This window comes from Algoriphagus zhangzhouensis, from assembly GCF_900148515.1.
Taxonomy (GTDB): domain Bacteria; phylum Bacteroidota; class Bacteroidia; order Cytophagales; family Cyclobacteriaceae; genus Algoriphagus; species Algoriphagus zhangzhouensis.
This window is the reverse complement of sequence record NZ_FRXN01000002.1, coordinates 586,741-602,578: the sequence shown is the minus strand read 5'-3', so window position 1 is coordinate 602,578 and position 15,838 is coordinate 586,741. Positions and strand designations below refer to the sequence as shown.

16 protein-coding genes are annotated in these 15,838 nt (G+C 39.4%); 1 reads left to right on the top strand and 15 read right to left on the bottom strand.

Translation table 11 applies throughout. From position 1 onward, the window contains the following. Positions 1-4 precede the first annotated feature (4 nt). From BUF13_RS08515 to BUF13_RS08440, 15 genes are all read right to left on the bottom strand, one after another. Positions 5-1,057: an oxidoreductase gene (locus BUF13_RS08515; protein ID WP_073571346.1), complete on the bottom strand. Its 1,053-nt coding sequence runs from the start codon at positions 1,055-1,057 to the stop codon at positions 5-7. After that, positions 1,057-1,683: a response regulator transcription factor gene (locus BUF13_RS08510; RefSeq protein WP_073571345.1), complete on the bottom strand. Its 627-nt coding sequence runs from the start codon at positions 1,681-1,683 to the stop codon at positions 1,057-1,059. Before BUF13_RS08510 ends, BUF13_RS08515 begins: the two co-directional genes overlap by 1 nt. 37 nt (positions 1,684-1,720) lie before the next feature. Continuing rightward, positions 1,721-2,473 carry a sensor histidine kinase gene (locus tag BUF13_RS08505; RefSeq protein ID WP_073571344.1) on the bottom strand — a complete coding sequence of 251 codons (753 nt, stop codon included), beginning with the start codon at positions 2,471-2,473 and terminating at the stop codon, positions 1,721-1,723. Continuing rightward, on the bottom strand, positions 2,473-2,778 hold the full coding sequence (locus tag BUF13_RS20510) for a hypothetical protein (RefSeq protein WP_134204379.1): 306 nt from the start codon (positions 2,776-2,778) through the stop codon (positions 2,473-2,475). Before BUF13_RS20510 ends, BUF13_RS08505 begins: the two co-directional genes overlap by 1 nt. A gap of 452 nt (positions 2,779-3,230) precedes the next feature. After that, the gene (locus BUF13_RS08495; protein WP_073571342.1) at positions 3,231-3,983 is read right to left on the bottom strand and encodes a hypothetical protein; all 753 of its coding nucleotides are present in this window, start codon (positions 3,981-3,983) and stop codon (positions 3,231-3,233) included. A 3-nt stretch (positions 3,984-3,986) separates the two neighbouring features. After that, the gene (locus BUF13_RS08490) at positions 3,987-4,355 is read right to left on the bottom strand and encodes a hypothetical protein (RefSeq protein WP_073571341.1); all 369 of its coding nucleotides are present in this window, start codon (positions 4,353-4,355) and stop codon (positions 3,987-3,989) included. A 148-nt stretch (positions 4,356-4,503) separates the two neighbouring features. Then, the gene (gene ccsA, locus BUF13_RS08485) at positions 4,504-7,023 is read right to left on the bottom strand and encodes a cytochrome c biogenesis protein CcsA (protein ID WP_073571340.1); all 2,520 of its coding nucleotides are present in this window, start codon (positions 7,021-7,023) and stop codon (positions 4,504-4,506) included. A 24-nt stretch (positions 7,024-7,047) separates the two neighbouring features. Further along, complete coding sequence (locus BUF13_RS08480; protein ID WP_073571339.1) at positions 7,048-7,464, bottom strand: cytochrome c maturation protein CcmE domain-containing protein; 417 nt, start codon at positions 7,462-7,464, stop codon at positions 7,048-7,050. 7 nt (positions 7,465-7,471) lie between these two features. Continuing rightward, entirely contained in the window at positions 7,472-7,717 is a 246-nt protein-coding gene (locus BUF13_RS08475) for a CcmD family protein (RefSeq protein WP_073571338.1), read from the bottom strand. Between the two features lie 3 nt (positions 7,718-7,720). Continuing rightward, on the bottom strand, positions 7,721-8,395 hold the full coding sequence (gene ccsA / locus BUF13_RS08470; RefSeq protein ID WP_073571337.1) for a cytochrome c biogenesis protein CcsA: 675 nt from the start codon (positions 8,393-8,395) through the stop codon (positions 7,721-7,723). Between the two features lie 127 nt (positions 8,396-8,522). After that, positions 8,523-9,851 (bottom strand): dicarboxylate/amino acid:cation symporter, encoded by a 1,329-nt coding sequence (locus BUF13_RS08465; protein ID WP_073571336.1) that lies wholly within the window; start codon positions 9,849-9,851, stop codon positions 8,523-8,525. Between the two features lie 10 nt (positions 9,852-9,861). Next, positions 9,862-10,947, bottom strand: a complete 1,086-nt coding sequence (gene aroC / locus BUF13_RS08460) for a chorismate synthase (RefSeq protein ID WP_073571335.1) — start codon at positions 10,945-10,947, stop codon at positions 9,862-9,864. Continuing rightward, positions 10,947-12,386, bottom strand: a complete 1,440-nt coding sequence (locus tag BUF13_RS08455) for a BatD family protein (protein WP_073571334.1) — start codon at positions 12,384-12,386, stop codon at positions 10,947-10,949. Before BUF13_RS08455 ends, aroC begins: the two co-directional genes overlap by 1 nt. A 446-nt stretch (positions 12,387-12,832) precedes the next feature. Then, a complete protein-coding gene (locus tag BUF13_RS08445) occupies positions 12,833-14,062 on the bottom strand; it encodes an ammonium transporter (RefSeq protein ID WP_073571332.1) in 1,230 nt (409 codons plus the stop codon). Positions 14,063-14,087: 25 nt separating this feature from the next. After that, positions 14,088-14,426, bottom strand: coding sequence for a P-II family nitrogen regulator (locus tag BUF13_RS08440; RefSeq protein WP_073571724.1), 339 nt, complete (start codon positions 14,424-14,426; stop codon positions 14,088-14,090). 284 nt (positions 14,427-14,710) lie between these two features. On the opposite strand from BUF13_RS08440, the gene BUF13_RS08435 reads away from it, so the two are divergent. Then, on the top strand, positions 14,711-15,613 hold the full coding sequence (locus BUF13_RS08435) for a nucleotidyltransferase family protein (protein ID WP_073571331.1): 903 nt from the start codon (positions 14,711-14,713) through the stop codon (positions 15,611-15,613). The last annotated feature ends 225 nt before the right edge of the window (positions 15,614-15,838 follow it).

The following is a 15,838-nucleotide window of genomic DNA, read 5'->3' as shown; positions in this document are numbered from 1 at the left end:
CCGATTACCAATTTCCTTGGGTCCTTGAGATTCTATTTCCTGTTTTAGAACTGTGGAATGATGCCTCAATCAGCCTCAAAACGCTGATAGCCTGCGATAATTCCACTTTTAGAGATTTTTGCTTTAGCAGAGCGTCAGCTACGTTTTGATAAAAAATCCGATAATCTCCGGGGACGGTGTGCAGAGATTTTTCCTCATTCTCCAAGTACAGTTTGCCCCACTTTTCCTCAGATTCATGGCCCCATTCTGCTCCTTCCGGTCTCTGACCGGATTTTAATGCGGCTTCTTGGACGTCCAAACCATACTTGAGATAAGAACCTTTTTCACCTAATAGCAAAAACTTTGGCGTGGGTGCAGCGACTAATACTCCAGCGGTAACCCTAACTTTTTTATCTGAGTAAAATAAGGTGATGTCAAAATGATCGTCAGCAATAGCATGTTCCCGCTCTTTTCGAATATCAGCTTGCAAGCTTTCCGGTAAACCAAAAGCAACAATAGCTTGATCTATTAAGTGAGTGCCTAGATCATAAGTAATCCCATTTCCGGGAACTTCTTTTTCTCTCCAGTTATCTGAGACTTCAGGCCTGAATCTATCAAAATGAGATTCCAGATAGACGACTCTTCCTAAAGTTTCACTTTTGATTAATTCCTGAATAGTCAGGAAGTCTCCATCAAATCTTCGATTTTGGAAGACAGTAATGATTTTTCCCTTCTCCTCGGCAAGGGTTTTTAATTCCTCAGCTTCATGAGAAAAAATCGTCACTGGTTTGTCCACGACTACATGCTTTCCAGCTTCCAAAGCAAGTTTGGCATAAGGAAAATGATATTCATTAGGCGTTGTGATGACAATCAAATCTGCTCCATCTTGTTCCAAAAGCTCTTCCAAACTTCTATAGGTGGTCACATCTGGATAGATTTGCTCGCATTTGTTGCTTTTTCTTTCAACTACTGCCGAAAGAACCAAGTCTGGACAAACATCAATTAATGGAGCATGGACTTTTTCGGCAACTGTACCAAATCCTACAATACCAGTTCTGATGGGAGAAAATAGGCTCATTACAAATTCATTTCGTAGGCTTTTTTCACTAATTCAATTCGAGAATTTACACCTAGTTTTTGATGGATATTTTTTCTGTGTGTTTCAATCGTGCTAGGGCTTAGACCTAATTGACCTGCGATTTCTTTATTTGTATGGCCCTCTTTTACCAAGGAAACAATTTGCACTTCCCTGCGAGAAAGACGGTATTTGTCTCTAAAGGAATCAAAGAATGCATTGGGTCTGGCCTGCTCTATAACTCGGTCAAAATTGAGAACGTGACGTCCTTCGTGCACTTCTCGGATGGTGAAAACCAATTCATCGGGATCTGCATCTTTGAGGATAAATCCGTCGGCACCTTTATCTAGGCATTCTTTGTAGATTTTTTCCTCGTCATACATAGAAAGCACCACTATTTTGGGGCAAACTTCTTGTTGTTTCAAAGTAGAAAGCACTCCGAAACCATCTAAAATAGGCATATTGAGATCTGTCAACACCACATCTGCAGTATTGGACTCTAAAAATTCAACCAATTCCTGACCATTTGGAAAAAGCCCCATGACCAAAAGGTCCTCATGTTCTTCCAATAATCCCTCAATGCCTTTGGCAAATAAAGTATGGTCATCGGCTATAGCTATCCGAATCATAATAAATAAGGGTGAAACCTAAATTAGGTTTATAATATCAATTTGGCAAAAGTAGTTTGATCTCTGTGCCATTTCCGAGTGAAGAATGGATTAAAAATTCTCCACCAATGGTTTCCATCCGTTTCTTGAGGTTTGTCATACCGCTACCCTTGGAAGGAATGGTGGTGTCGAATCCCTTTCCATCATCTTTGATGATAATCTTTCTTCCCGATTCATTTTTGATGATTTGGATTGAAACATGATTGGGAGAGGCATGCTTGATGGCATTGTTCAGACACTCTTGAATCACTCTGATAAAAACCAGTTTTTGATTTTTCTCTAATTCCCAAGGATCTCCTTCTTGATCAAGTTCAGTTTGGCAAAAACCAGTGGCTTGAATTCTATCTAATTGCTGTTTTGCAAATTCGCGGATAGAAATGCTTTCCACCCAATCTAGATTTAAGGTTTTGGAAAGCCCCCTTACTTCAGAAATTACTTTGGTAATGAGTTCCCGACCCTCTGCCTGTTTTTCAGGTTTGGAGGAACCCAGATACAGTTTGGATAATGAAAGGAGCTGACCGATGTTATCATGCAATTCACGCCCGATATGACTCATGGTTTCCTGCTGGATTTCATTTTCTATATTCAGCAAAGTCCGCTCATGTTCTAGCTGGAGTTGTTCCATTTTTTGCTTGTTCTGCACCTGTCTTTGCCTATGCAAAATCACCATGGCGACAACAAAAGTTGCCATTAAGGCGGCCAAGAAGGCTCCGGCAAATAAGATAAAAACAATCTGACTTTCTTCTTCCATTAGGCTGTTTTTGCTTTCTTTTCAATAAATAAACCTTGATTAATAATCAGCACAACAATAGCAGTCAACATTAGTACATAGAGCGTCATAGAGATATAATTGAAAAAGTAGTATAAAGTGATTTCGTTAAAGGCCAAGTAATCATTGGACATTTCGGCTAGGAATACAATGACTTGCTGGAATAAAGTTAGGGTTATGAACCAAAATGGAATAAATCTTAGGGGGTGAATTTCTAGGGACTTTTCAGAACTAATTAAGTCTACGAAAAAAAGTCCACATGCAACAATTCCAAGGATATAACTCATTAAATAATTCAGGGGTTGAAATCCTGAGATTTCTTGAATTTTGGTTAGGGTTAAAACTTGTGCTGCGAAAATAAAAATTCCTAAAAGAGAAAGATTGATCTTTCGATAATTAACATTATTAATGAACCGATTGATCCATAGGATCAAAGGAATTTTCGACAATTGGTAATTGAAAATATTAAAGACCCAAATATTATATCCCATAAAGTCTGAATCCGAAATCAGTTCGTGGATTTTTTTGTTTAATTCTTGACTTTCAACTAAATAGATCGCCATCAATTCATAAAATGAAACAATCAAAAGGAAAAGGAAGGCCAAATAAAATTCTGGTTGTTTTTTCTTTTGTACAGGTAAAAAAAAAACGCAATGATTCCTATAAGGGCAAGAGAAAAAATCCCAAATAAATAGGGGTGAGATAGAATCCTGTCCAATACTTTATTTAGCATTTTACTCTAGGCTGTTTTCACTTTTTTTTCAATAAATAGACCCTTATTAATAAATATTACAACAATTGAAATTAGCATTAGAATGTATAGGAATTGCGAAATGTAATTAAAGAAATAATACAATTGGAGATTGTTAAACGCTAGGTAATCTAAGGCAATATCTGCCAATATTGATAAAACATTTTGGAATAAGTTAAAAGTGATAAACCAAAAGGGGATAAATCTAAGTGGATTGATGTCAATGTTTTTATCAGAGCTGATCAAATCCATGAAGAAAAGTCCACTGGCTATAATGCTAAGAACATATCCCATAAAGTAAATGACTGGTTGGAACTCAGTTATTTCTTGGATTTTGGTTAATTCCAATAGTAATGCAGCGCCGATGTAAGCCAGAGTGAGATAGATATTAATTCGAATGAGTTTTTTGTTTACTATGAAAAAATTAATCCAGAGGATTAAAAGAACCATTGATACCTGATAATATAAAATATTATAGACCCAAATATTATAACCTTTATAAGGTGTGTCTGAAATAAAAGTATGGATTGATTCATTTAAATCTCTATTAACCAAGGAAATTGACGATATCAATTCATATACTGAAGAAATCAAAAGAATAATAAAAGCCCAATAATACTCGGGCTCTTTTTTCTTTTCTTTTGATAAAAACAAGAAAGCAATTGTACCAGTTATTGCTAGGATATGGACTCCAATAAAATATGGATTTTCAGAAATTAGATCTAAAACTTCCTTTAACATTTTTTAGGGTGTAGGGCAACTTGGGGGACACATTTGGCCCTTGTTATAATATTCCTCTTCCTCTGGATCACCTAAACCTGCACTAGCCTCCAATGTTGTCGGGGAAAGAACCAAAGTTAGTCTACCTACATATTCATCAGTATCTACTACTGGAGCTGTGTCTTCCGTATATTCGGTCATGTAGAATTTGATGCCGCCTTTCACATCATCTGCTTTATCCAAAATATCCTGTAAAGTCTTTTTGTCAAAAAACACCCAATTGGTTTGATTGTCTATGTCTTTGTTTTTCTTGTCTTTGGCTGGCTTGCCCTTTTTGACTTCTTTATCGTACTTCTCCTGCATTTTCAAAAAGTCATCCTTACTGATCTTCATAATTCGTAATGGGTTTAGGTGTAGTGTTTAATATTCAAAATATACTAGTTTCTTCTCAGTTGGATAGATAAAATTCTTTGAAAAGTCCATTTTAAATGAAAAAAGGAAGGTGATTCACCTTCCTTTCCAAAATTATGTAGGATAATTCTTATTCCAATCCTTTATCTCTCATTTTTTTGAATTCATCAAATCGACGGTAAATCGCTACCGTAAACCCGATCAACATGATCAGAGAACCGATCCAAAGGACATTGATATATGGCTTCACAATTGCCTTCATCACCACATAGTCCTTTTGATATTGATTGACTTTGAAGACGAATTTGTTTTGCTCAGGTAAGATATTGTCTAGGGTCACTTTGATACCTAATTCATTATCCACCACATGGAGTTTCCCAACTTGGTTGTTTCTGATGATGAAAGTCGGCTCAATCTTTTTCTCCACATCATAATCTAAGATTCTAAGCTTTGCCTTTACTGCTACATCACCTTCTTGGAGTACATAATCATCGATTTCTCTTAAAACTTCTGCTCCGTCAAAATAGGTAACATAGTCAGCAATGTGGAACTGCTCGCCTGGAGAGACTTCATAAAATTGATCTTCCTTCCATTCTGGATCTTCGTAGTCATTCATCGCGGCTACGTAGGTATATAGATCCTTATCGATGAAAATCTTGGAATCTGGAGAAGAAATCAATCCGCCCATTCCAGCATTGAACTGGGACATTGGGCTCAGAGAGAACTTCATCACTTCATTTTGGTAATAATCGATTTTGAAATAGTCATTCTCTTCCAAAACGATATCGACCTTATCTCCTTTTTTGAAATAATCTTTGTAGTCCTCCAATGCAATGGCCTCATTCACTTGATCAGTAGATTCAAGGATTTTGGCTGGTACAAATTCAGGAATACCCACCACTTTCTTTTGTCTTCCTCTGTAGATGACGGTGTAATCTTTCATCTGCAAAGGCTTATTGATCCAAAGAAGAACGTGCTCTTTATTCAATTCATCCTCCCAGCTATTGCTGTAAGTCAGACCTGACATATTGATAGAAATAGTCTCAGAATAACCAGAGCTAAACATGATCCCCACCAGCATCATTCCCAATCCGATATGTGCCAAAGATCCACCTGCCAATTTGAAGGTAGATTTCTTCATCAGTCTGGAAAGGATTACGGCATTGGCTACGATGGTAAAAGTCCCTGCCACTACCAAAATCATGTATTTCCAATCATAGACCTTGGCCAAGACAATAATCAAGGCTGAAATCACTACGGAAATAATATATGGAGTCAACAAAGCATCTTTCAATGCCTTTTTGTCCATTTTTTGCCACCAGAAGAACTGGCCAACAGCTGTCAAAAGTGCCAAAGCAATTCCGAACCAAAGCTGGAATTTGGTGTAAAACTCAACCTGATCAGCTGGTGGAGCCATATTGGAGATTCCTCCAAAGCTTTCTACCATTGCATTCCAAGCCGGAATTGAGGTTGGCAAAATCACTTGGAATCCCATCAAACCCAATGTAGTCGCTCCGATGAAAATCCAGAATTCTCTAGAGTAAACTGAAGCCTCTTTTTCAGAGCTAGGAATATGTTTCCAAGCGCGGGCTGAAAGGAAGATTGCCACAAGGGTGAAGAAAATCAAATAAATAAATAACTGTCCTGACAATCCCAAATCTGTGAATGAGTGGACAGATGCATCTCCCAAAATTCCTGATCTAGTCAAGAAAGTGGCATAGAGAACCAAGATGAAAGAAAGGATTACAAGGACAATTGAAGTTTTCAGAGCAGTAGCACTTTTCTTGAAAGTGATCATGGTGTGAATCGCTGCTACCATAATCAGCCAAGGAACGTATACTGCGTTTTCCACCGGATCCCAGTTCCAATACCCTCCAAAGTTCAATGTTACATAGGCCCAATAAGCACCCATCAAGATGCCCATTCCCAAAATCATAGCGGAGAAAATCGCCCAAGGAAGTGCCGGTCTAATCCATTCTGAATATTTTTTGGTGACTAATCCTCCGATCAGATAAGCAAAAGGGATCAAAGTAGAAGCATATCCCAAAAATAATGTTGGTGGGTGAATCACCATCCAGATATTCTGCAATAATGGGTTCAGTCCAGTTCCATCTTCAGGAATGAAGTCTGGGTTCATCTGGAAAATCGGTGCCTGGGTGGCATCCCTTAAAAGGATAAATGGAGAGCTACCGATTTTGAAGTCCACAATGACTACACCTAAGATCATGGAGACCAAGAACGCCTGTACCAAGGCGAAAACAATCATCACTGGTGCTTCCCAAACTTTGTTGGTATGAATCAGGAAGAACCCGAGAATTACATTCCAGAAGATCCAGAGGATAAAAGCACCTTCTTGACCTTCCCAGAAGCTGGAAATCATGTAATGGACAGGCAAGGCCATACTCGAGTGTGAGTAGGCATAGAAGTATTCAAATCGATGATTGTAGATGATCTCAAAAAGAGAAAATGCAATCATGATACTGGATACCGCATGAATGTAGAATGAAACTCTACTGAAGCGTTTCCAGCTAGCTTTTTCTAATTCATTCGCCTTGAAATACTGGAAGTATGCAAAGGCTGTCACCAATGCACTCACAAAGGCCACGATGGTCATCATGTGGCCGAGATTACCGATAAAGGTGTTGATCATGAATTCTTAAGTCTTGCTGCTACCTCACATGCCTGCCGCCTGCACTTCTGTTTCCTGGTACTTGGATGGACATTTCATCAAGATTTTGTCTGCGATGAAAATGTCTTTGTTTTTATAGGAGCCGATTACTACTACAGATTCAGATCTGGTAAAATCAGCTGGTACTGGTTCGTTATAGAATACTTCCTGCTCTGTGCCGTCATTGTCAACCAAGACGAAAGTGAAAGAAGTTTTGTCTTCACGTACATTGAGTCCAGTTACTTCACCAGCAGTATCTTTTTTCAATTGACCTACTACGTGAATGGCTTTATCCAGGCCATCTTCTTTCATTTCCCAAGCAGTATCAAATGTCTCGTAGCTACTTGCATCCCCAATGGAAGTCATAATGATCACAATGGCGATGGCAATGATACCGATTCCGATGATGTGTCCTTTTTTCATGGTCTTGTTATTTTGGGGAAATAGTTTTTTCTAGTTTGGAGATTTTCCTGTCTGTGCCGATCAAATAGACCGTGATGCCAACAAAGATGATAGCGATCACACCTACTAGTACGTAGATTTTGCCATCTTCTCTCATTTTATCAGCCATTTCCACAGAATTGTTGCTATAGTCTGATTCTGTCACCGGAATTTTTTCCTGGGCCAATGCAGAAAGGCTGAAAGCTAGCATCAATACGGTTAGTAATTTTTTCATTTATCAGGAATTAATCAATTTATCTTCTAAAACCCTTTCAACCCTACGCATTCTAACTCTTACGGTTGCTATCCAACCTCCCAAAAGTGTCCATCCTATGATAGCCGGATAAAAAACCATTCGAAGTTTGGAATCCAAGTCGTAAGCATTGAATCCAGGGTTGCCTCCATTGCCTGGGTGCAGGCTGTCAGTCAATCTTGGTAGGACAAATATCAGAGGGATAAAGGCTGCGAAAGCAAAGATATTGTAGATCGCGCCAATTCTTGCTCTTTGCTGCAAATCGGTCAGCGAATTTCTAAGAATCAAGTAAGCGAAATACATCAAGATTCCAATTGCAGCAGCGTTTTGCTTAGGATCTCCACTCCAGTAATCTCCCCAAGTGAATTTGGCCCAAAGCATCCCGGTGGCAATTCCCAAAACTCCGAATAGGATGGCGGAATTTGTGAATTCTATAGCCATGTCATCATCTTTCAGATTATTTGTTCTCAAATAGCGGATGCTATAATAAACCGAAATGATGAGTAAGAAGATCATTCCAAACCACATGGTCACATGAAAGTGTAAGGCACGGATCGTCTCATTTAAGATGGCTAGTCGAGGGACATCCATTAGAAGACCTGCAATGATCGTGTACAGCAGCAGGCCAATGGCTAGAATTTTCCACCAGGATTGGCGCATAGGGTATTTTTTGCTTTTTCAAGCGCAAAAATAAGGCATAAGTTCCTGAAAACGTCGGTTTTTCTCAGAAAAGACAAAAGGTCAGAGCCCTGAGACCCTGACCTTTTTGATTGAAATTTTCTGTGATTTACTCGTTTGGAGTGAGCGGGTTGCTTTTTCTGATCAATCCATCTGGTAATTCTCCTTCTGTACTGGCCACGATCGTACAAACTGTGGCATCTCCAGTTACATTCACGACTGTTCTAAACATGTCCAATATTCTATCAGGAGCAATGATCAATGCAATTCCTGCAGCAGGAACACCAATAGATTCCAATACGATAATCAACATGATCAATCCAGCACCCGGAACGCCTGCGGAACCGATGGAAGCCAAAGTTGCCGTCAATACAATCATCAACTGTTGGGTCAAAGACAACTCCATTCCCAAAGCCTGAGCGATAAATACAGCTGCTACACCTTGGTAAAGGCTTGTTCCGTCCATGTTCACAGTTGCTCCCAATGGAAGAACGAAGCTGGAAACTTCTTCCGATACTCCCAATTCCTCTTCCACTTGTTTCATAGTAACAGGAAGAGTCGCAGAACTGGAACTGGTAGAAAATGCCAAAAGCTGAGCAGGTCTGATTGCTTTGAAGAAGTCTTTGTATTTCACTTTGGTAAATCCCATCAAAATCAATGGATAAACCAATAAAATCATAGTGAAAAGGCCTCCCAAAACTACTAGGCTATATTTCAATAGAGCAAGTAACAATTCTATGGCTGAATCAGGATTGTCCCCTGCGATTTCCACAATCAGGGAAGCCATTAAGGCGAATACTCCATAAGGAGCGATCATCATGATGTAATTCACAATTCGGATGATTACTTCATTCATTCCATCAAAAAAGGCTATCACAGGATCTCCTTTTTCTTTTGGGATTTGAAGTAAGGCGATACCAACCAAAATGGCGAAGAATACTACTTGAAGCATTGCCCCATTATTGGATGCTGCATCGAAAATATTTTGAGGAACGATGTCCACCAGTGGTTGAAGAGGGCTTTGCTTCTGGAGTTCAGCGGCTGTACTTACTCTAGAGCCTGCATCTCCTTCATACAATTTCATCAGGTTCTCTCTAGTGTCCACAGGAAGACTTTTTCCCGGTTGGAAAATATTAACCAAAACCAATCCAATGGTAATTGCTAAAACAGTGGTAAATAGATAGGTGCCAATTGTCTTTCCTCCGATTCGGCTAAGTTTGGAGATATCTCCCAAATTAGACACCCCTACTATCAAAGAAGCGAATACCAAGGGAACGGCAATCATCTTCAAAGAATTGATGAAAATGGTACCAATTGGTTTGATGAAATCAATTGTGAATGAGTTGGGGATACTGGTTTTGATAACCACCAATCCAAAGACTAATCCTAAAACCAGTCCAATAATAATCTGAGTATGTAAAGGTATCTTTTTTAGCATGTAGCTTGATTTATAAGTCGACTAGTTTATTGCTTTTAGCCAATAATAAATAATCGGCTATGACCAATGCGGCCATTGCTTCCACGATTGGTACAGCTCTAGGAACTACACAAGGGTCATGGCGACCTTTTCCGGATACAGTTACAACATCACCTGCCTCATTCACAGACTCTTGGTCTTGCATGATAGTGGCAACAGGCTTGAATGCAACACGGAAATATATGTCCTCACCATTGGAAATTCCCCCTTGAATTCCGCCGGAGTAATTGGTCGTTGTTTTGATTTGATCACCTTCTTTTACGAAAGGATCATTGTGCTGGCTGCCTCTCATTTTTACCCCTTCAAAGCCAGATCCGTACTCAAAGCCTTTGACAGCATTGATTCCTAACATAGCTTTTCCTAGTTCGGCATGAAGTCGATCGAAAACTGGTTCCCCCAATCCAGCAGGAGTGTTTTTGATTACACAGGAAACGACCCCGCCGATGGTGTCACGATCTTTTCTTACTGAATCAATTAATTCAATCATTTCCTCAGCCACCACAGGATCCGGGCATCTGACAATATTGTCTTCCGTTTTGGAAAGGTCCAGCTCTTGATAAGATTTTTCCAAAGCCAATCCACCTACTTGAGAGACATAAGCTTGGATTTCAATTCCTTTATGTGCCAAAAGCATTTTTGCGACTGCTCCAGCAGCTACTCTGGCAGCAGTTTCTCTTGCTGAGCTTCTTCCGCCACCCCGATAATCACGAATTCCGTATTTTTCGAAGTAGGTATAATCTGCATGGGAAGGACGGAATTTGTCTGCGATATGCGAGTAATCCTTACTCTTCTGATCTGCGTTTCTGATGACAATTCCGATAGGTGTTCCAGTGGATTTTCCTTCAAAAACTCCTGAAAGAATTTCTATTTCATCTTCCTCTTTTCTTTGCGTAGTGATCTTGGATTGCCCAGGTTTCCTACGTTGCATCTCAGTCCTGATGAAGTTTTCATCTATTTCCAGACCCGCTGGACAACCTTCAATTGTGACACCTAAAGCTACCCCGTGTGATTCACCAAACGTGGTGATTTTGAATAGCTTTCCGAATGAATTACCCATTATTTTTTTCGAATGATTACAACCGCCAAAAAGACCACTGAGGCCAATAGAAGCAGGTTAATTGCGGTCGTAAAATAGTATTTATATTCCTCGTTTAAAAATTGGTTGTCCTCACTATTGATCCTGTCATAGATTCCTCCGAGCCTTTGACTAGAGATCGCCTGATTGACTTTACTTTCTCCGACAACCCTCACTTTTGCTTGAGGTTTCAATGTATCATAAACAGCTCTTGCTGGATCAAAATAGATCCATTCGAAGTATTTGTCTAGAGATACATCTGCTGCCTCATTGATGGTGATATAATAATTAAACTCTTTGATTCCAGATACTCTTCCATACCCACGATTGATTTGCTGACGCACATTTGGATCATAGGTGTTGAAGTTTTGGGAAGAAATCAGCTTCGGTGCATTGATCGCATTGATATTTCCTACACCAGTAATTCCAAAACTGTAATCGAAACCTTGGCCGGTTTCTACTTCGATATCCTTGAAATTCTCGCGTAGCTGGAACTGACCAACTGCGACTTCATTTTTTAGAGGATGTGGAGGAAGAGGCTTTACCGTGATGGTCTTTGGAGCAGAATAGAAGGTTTTAAAATCTTCTTGGCGATTGGCTCCGAAGAAAGTCGGATTCTTTGCTACCCTATATTTAATCATTTCCCAAGGAATGGTTGGGATCTCAATCTTTCCGTCCGAGAATGGGAAGAATGTCGCTTCGTATACTTTATATCTAACCCATCTTTTTCCATTGATGGTAACCTGCTCCGGCTCGATATTGGAAATATTGTAGTTCTCTTCCCAAGCGTTGGTCGGTTTGATTTTTTTCAAAACCTCATCGAGTTGATCACCTGGCTTATAGAAATTGAAAGGTGCCTGATTGTTTTCAGACATGTAAAATGCCAAAGTGATGTTGAATCCTTCTCCGGCATAGATTTCTTCCTTGTCTACAGTCACTGAGAAAAAGGCCTCATCATCCAATTCTATATACTCTGGTTCTTCAGTATTTCTATTGAAAAAGTCCTGAAAAGGATCTCCTCCTCCCAGTCCTTGGGAGCTGACTGCATCACCTACCGTGATGGTTTTTCCTTGAAAATCAAATGAATTGCCATTGATAGTTATGGAAAAAGCTGGAAGTGTAAATGTTCCTTTTTTGGATGGTTTGTAGTATTGAATGATACTGTTGGAGCTCGTCACTTGACCATTGATGACATTCATGGAAGAGGATTGGGAAATCCCCTGCTTTTGGAAAGAAGGAATATCGGGGAATTGGTCGTAAGATTTGATTTTCTCGTTGGCTACACTTATTTTGATGGTGAAGGTTTCGTTTAGTCCGATTTGATCCGGACCCAATTCCACTTCTACCTCCTGCGCATGCAGAATTCCTGTAAAAAAGGTGCAAAGCAATACCAAACAAGAAGTGATAAGCGTTTTAGACATAGTTGCGAAATTAAGGATATTTAAATATCTCTTGACTCAATTTTACGTAACAATGGAGGAAATGCCTTCGTATTGAAACTTAAAATCAGTTAATAAACCAAAACTCTTTAAACTATGATAGAATATGTGAAGACCATTTTGCAGAAAGTCAGCTTTTCTACCTATTTATTTGAGAGAGAGCTGAGAAAAGGCCTGAGACTTATTTTACCGGATGAAGTTGATGAATTTAAAGACTGGTGTTATCAAATGTTTGGGAAGGTCCATAAGACAATTCTCAACCGTTATTTTCAGCCCGCAATCTAAAATTTGAACCCTGCCAAAAGCAGGGTTTTTTGATATATGGCAAATTTTTAAACTGATTTCAGATTTATTTATTGAGAAAGTAAAAAACCCCAATCCTTTCGGACCGGGGCTCTTCGGTTGGTGGTTTGGTTAATGTAATCTGGTTAATCTTTAGAAGCGAAATCAGGATAGGCTCTCATACCATGTTCGTTGATATCCAATCCTTCGATCTCTTCTCTTTCGTCGACCTTGATGCCGACAGTTTTCTTCAATGTATAGAATATTACTCCTGCGAATAGAACGCAGAATACTCCTACAGCTGCAATCCCGATCAATTGGGAAATTACTTGGCCCATACCTGCAAGATCTCCAAAAAGACCTACTGCAAGGGTTCCCCAGATTCCACCTACAAGGTGAACAGAGATAGCACCCACTGGATCATCTACTTTTATTTTGTCGAAGAATACAACTGCAAATACGATCAATCCTCCTCCGATGAATCCGATGATTACTGAGTCCATAAGACCCATCACATCAGCACCAGCGGTGATACCTACAAGACCAGCCAAGATTCCGTTGAGAACCATAGTGATATCATAGTTTTTGAATTTGATGTAGGAAACTATCAAAGCTCCAAATGCTCCGGCAGCGGCTGCTAGAGAGGTGGTAACAAATACTTTGGAAACTAATCCTGGGTCAGCGCTCAATACAGATCCACCGTTGAATCCGAACCATCCGAACCACAATAGGAATACCCCCAAAGTAGCCAATGGCAAGTTGTGACCAGGAATCGCATTCATTCCTTTCTCAGTATACTTTCCAAATCTTGGGCCTAAAAGGTAGGCGCCAACTAAGGCTCCCCATCCACCTACAGAGTGAACAATGGTAGATCCTGCGAAATCATAGAAAGGAATATCTAGGGTATTAAGGAATCCTCCTCCCCATTTCCACATACCTACAATAGGATAACAGATGGCTACATAGAGAATGGAGAAAAAGATAAATGGTCCCAATTTGATTCTTTCAGCTACAGCTCCGGATACGATTGTCGCTGCAGTTGCCGCAAACATCGCTTGGAAAATGAAATCTGTGAAGAATGTATATCCCTCGTTGTAGTTGGAAGTGTCCCAGCCTTCTGGAAGGCTTAAGCCAAATCCTGCAAATCCGAAGAATGATCCTTCGAAAGCTGCTCCTGGATACATCAAGTTGAATCCTACAAAAGCATAAGTCAAAAGACCGATTGCAGGGATAATGGTGTTCTTAAATAGGATGTTTACTGTGTTTTTTGCTCTGGTTAGTCCTGCTTCAAGACTGGCAAATCCTAGGTGCATGATGAATACCAAAATGGTAGCCACCATCATCCATAGGTTGTTGACGGTAAATAATTCTTGCATAGGTTTAAATAGGTTCGATTGGTGATTAAAGAGCGTTTTCTCCTGTGTCGTTGTTTCTGATTCTGTAAGCATCCAAGACATCAAAAACAAAGATTTTACCGTCTCCGATTTCTCCAGTTTTACCTTCTTTCAAGATGCATTGGATCACAGGCTCTACTAGGTCATCAGTGGTTACGATTTCTAATTTGGTTCTAGGGATGTATGCCGGTTCGTAAGCAACACCACGATATTTTTCTTGACGTGCGTGCTCAAAGCCCATCCCTTTGATTTCATAGAAGGAAAGAAATTTTACTCCAAGACCAGAAATACAAGTATGTATTTGCTCAAAGCGCGAGGTCCTGATGATCGCTTCTATTTTTTTCATTTTTTCAATGGGTTTAATGGTTTGTTGAGAATTCGGCATGAAAGTAATTCAAAAATTGTATCAAAATCAAAATAAGGGTAAAAAAATATCCTGACTATAGAAAAAACATGTATAAAAGTTTGTTTACAGTGTTTTTTGAATCCATTTCTCTGAAAAATAATTTTCTTATTTCTTGAAGTAGGGTGTAAAATGAACCTCCCATTTTGAATGAAGGATGGAATTATCCTTGCGCCGCACAGCAATTCAATTAATTTTGCCCACGCTTTTAACAGAAACACAGAGCAATGACTCAAAAACCAACATTACTAGTTTTAGCTGCCGGAATGGGGAGCAGATATGGAGGAGACAAACAAATTGATGGTTTCGGACCAAATGGGGAGACCATTTTGGAATATTCCATATATGACGCCATCAAGGCTGGGTTTGGGAAAGTAGTTTTTATTGTACGTCAGGAGATTCTAGAAGAGGCTAAAGAAATATTCTTGCCTAAGCTAGAGGGAAAAATTGAAGTGGATTGGGTTGTTCAAACCTTGAATAGCTTCGTTCCTGAGGAATTGAAACAGAAAGACAGAAAGAAACCTTTTGGTACTGCACATGCTGTTTTGTGTGCAAAAGATGCCATCAATGAGCCTTTCGCTGTGATCAATGCAGATGATTTTTATGGAAAAGAGGCATTTGATGTATTAGGTAAGTTCCTTGCAACAGATGTGAAGCCTGATCTTCATGCGATGGTAGGATATGCAGTGCAAAATGTCCTATCTGATAATGGAACAGTAAGTAGAGGTGTCTGCGAAACCAACGAAAAAGGTCAATTAATAGGAATGGTAGAAAGAACCTCAATCGCAAGAGAAGGTGATAAAATCATCAGCCGTGGTGAAGGAGAAGTATTTGAGATTCCTGAAGATACTCCTGTAAGTATGAACTTCTGGGGCTTTCACCAATGTGTATTTGGTGAGATCGAAAGAATGTGGGCAGAATTTCTTCCAGCCAATTTGGACAACCTTAAATCGGAGTTCTATATCCCGACCGTCGCGAATAACTTGATTAAAGAAGGAAAAGCAGCCTATGAGATTTTGCCGGGAGGAAAAACTTGGTTTGGAGTAACTTACTCAGATGATAAACCAATCGTGATTGCTGCTTTGCAGAAATTGCATGATGAAGGGGAGTATCCAGCTCAACTTTGGTAATAAATTGAAAGAGGCTTCGGCCTCTTTTTTATTTTTAGACCATTGATTTTTAAATAGATCTTGACTTCAAATTTTTTAAACTGAAAAATTAGGAGTAGCTTAATGGCCTTAGCAATTGGTTTTTATACCGATCAATAAATTTTTAAAACAATCAAAAGTTCAAAATGGGAAAGTATGATTTGGTCTCTCCCTCCTGGGGCTTAATTATTTGGCAAATTTTTGGAG

Coding starts and splice junctions, on each gene's coding strand:
- ccsA (WP_073571337.1), bottom strand. CDS start 8,395: ATGCGCCAATCCTGGTGGAAAATTCTAGCCATTGGCCTGCTGCTGTAC.
- BUF13_RS08440 (WP_073571724.1), bottom strand. CDS start 14,426: ATGAAAAAAATAGAAGCGATCATCAGGACCTCGCGCTTTGAGCAAATA.
- BUF13_RS08480 (WP_073571339.1), bottom strand. CDS start 7,464: ATGAAAAAAGGACACATCATCGGAATCGGTATCATTGCCATCGCCATT.
- BUF13_RS08490 (WP_073571341.1), bottom strand. CDS start 4,355: ATGAAGATCAGTAAGGATGACTTTTTGAAAATGCAGGAGAAGTACGAT.
- BUF13_RS08510 (WP_073571345.1), bottom strand. CDS start 1,683: ATGATTCGGATAGCTATAGCCGATGACCATACTTTATTTGCCAAAGGC.
- BUF13_RS08505 (WP_073571344.1), bottom strand. CDS start 2,473: ATGGAAGAAGAAAGTCAGATTGTTTTTATCTTATTTGCCGGAGCCTTC.
- BUF13_RS08465 (WP_073571336.1), bottom strand. CDS start 9,851: ATGCTAAAAAAGATACCTTTACATACTCAGATTATTATTGGACTGGTT.
- BUF13_RS08435 (WP_073571331.1), top strand. CDS start 14,711: ATGACTCAAAAACCAACATTACTAGTTTTAGCTGCCGGAATGGGGAGC.
- aroC (WP_073571335.1), bottom strand. CDS start 10,947: ATGGGTAATTCATTCGGAAAGCTATTCAAAATCACCACGTTTGGTGAA.
- BUF13_RS08495 (WP_073571342.1), bottom strand. CDS start 3,983: ATGTTAAAGGAAGTTTTAGATCTAATTTCTGAAAATCCATATTTTATT.
- BUF13_RS08515 (WP_073571346.1), bottom strand. CDS start 1,057: ATGAGCCTATTTTCTCCCATCAGAACTGGTATTGTAGGATTTGGTACA.
- BUF13_RS20510 (WP_134204379.1), bottom strand. CDS start 2,778: ATGAGTTATATCCTTGGAATTGTTGCATGTGGACTTTTTTTCGTAGAC.
- ccsA (WP_073571340.1), bottom strand. CDS start 7,023: ATGATCAACACCTTTATCGGTAATCTCGGCCACATGATGACCATCGTG.
- BUF13_RS08455 (WP_073571334.1), bottom strand. CDS start 12,386: ATGTCTAAAACGCTTATCACTTCTTGTTTGGTATTGCTTTGCACCTTT.
- BUF13_RS08475 (WP_073571338.1), bottom strand. CDS start 7,717: ATGAAAAAATTACTAACCGTATTGATGCTAGCTTTCAGCCTTTCTGCA.
- BUF13_RS08445 (WP_073571332.1), bottom strand. CDS start 14,062: ATGCAAGAATTATTTACCGTCAACAACCTATGGATGATGGTGGCTACC.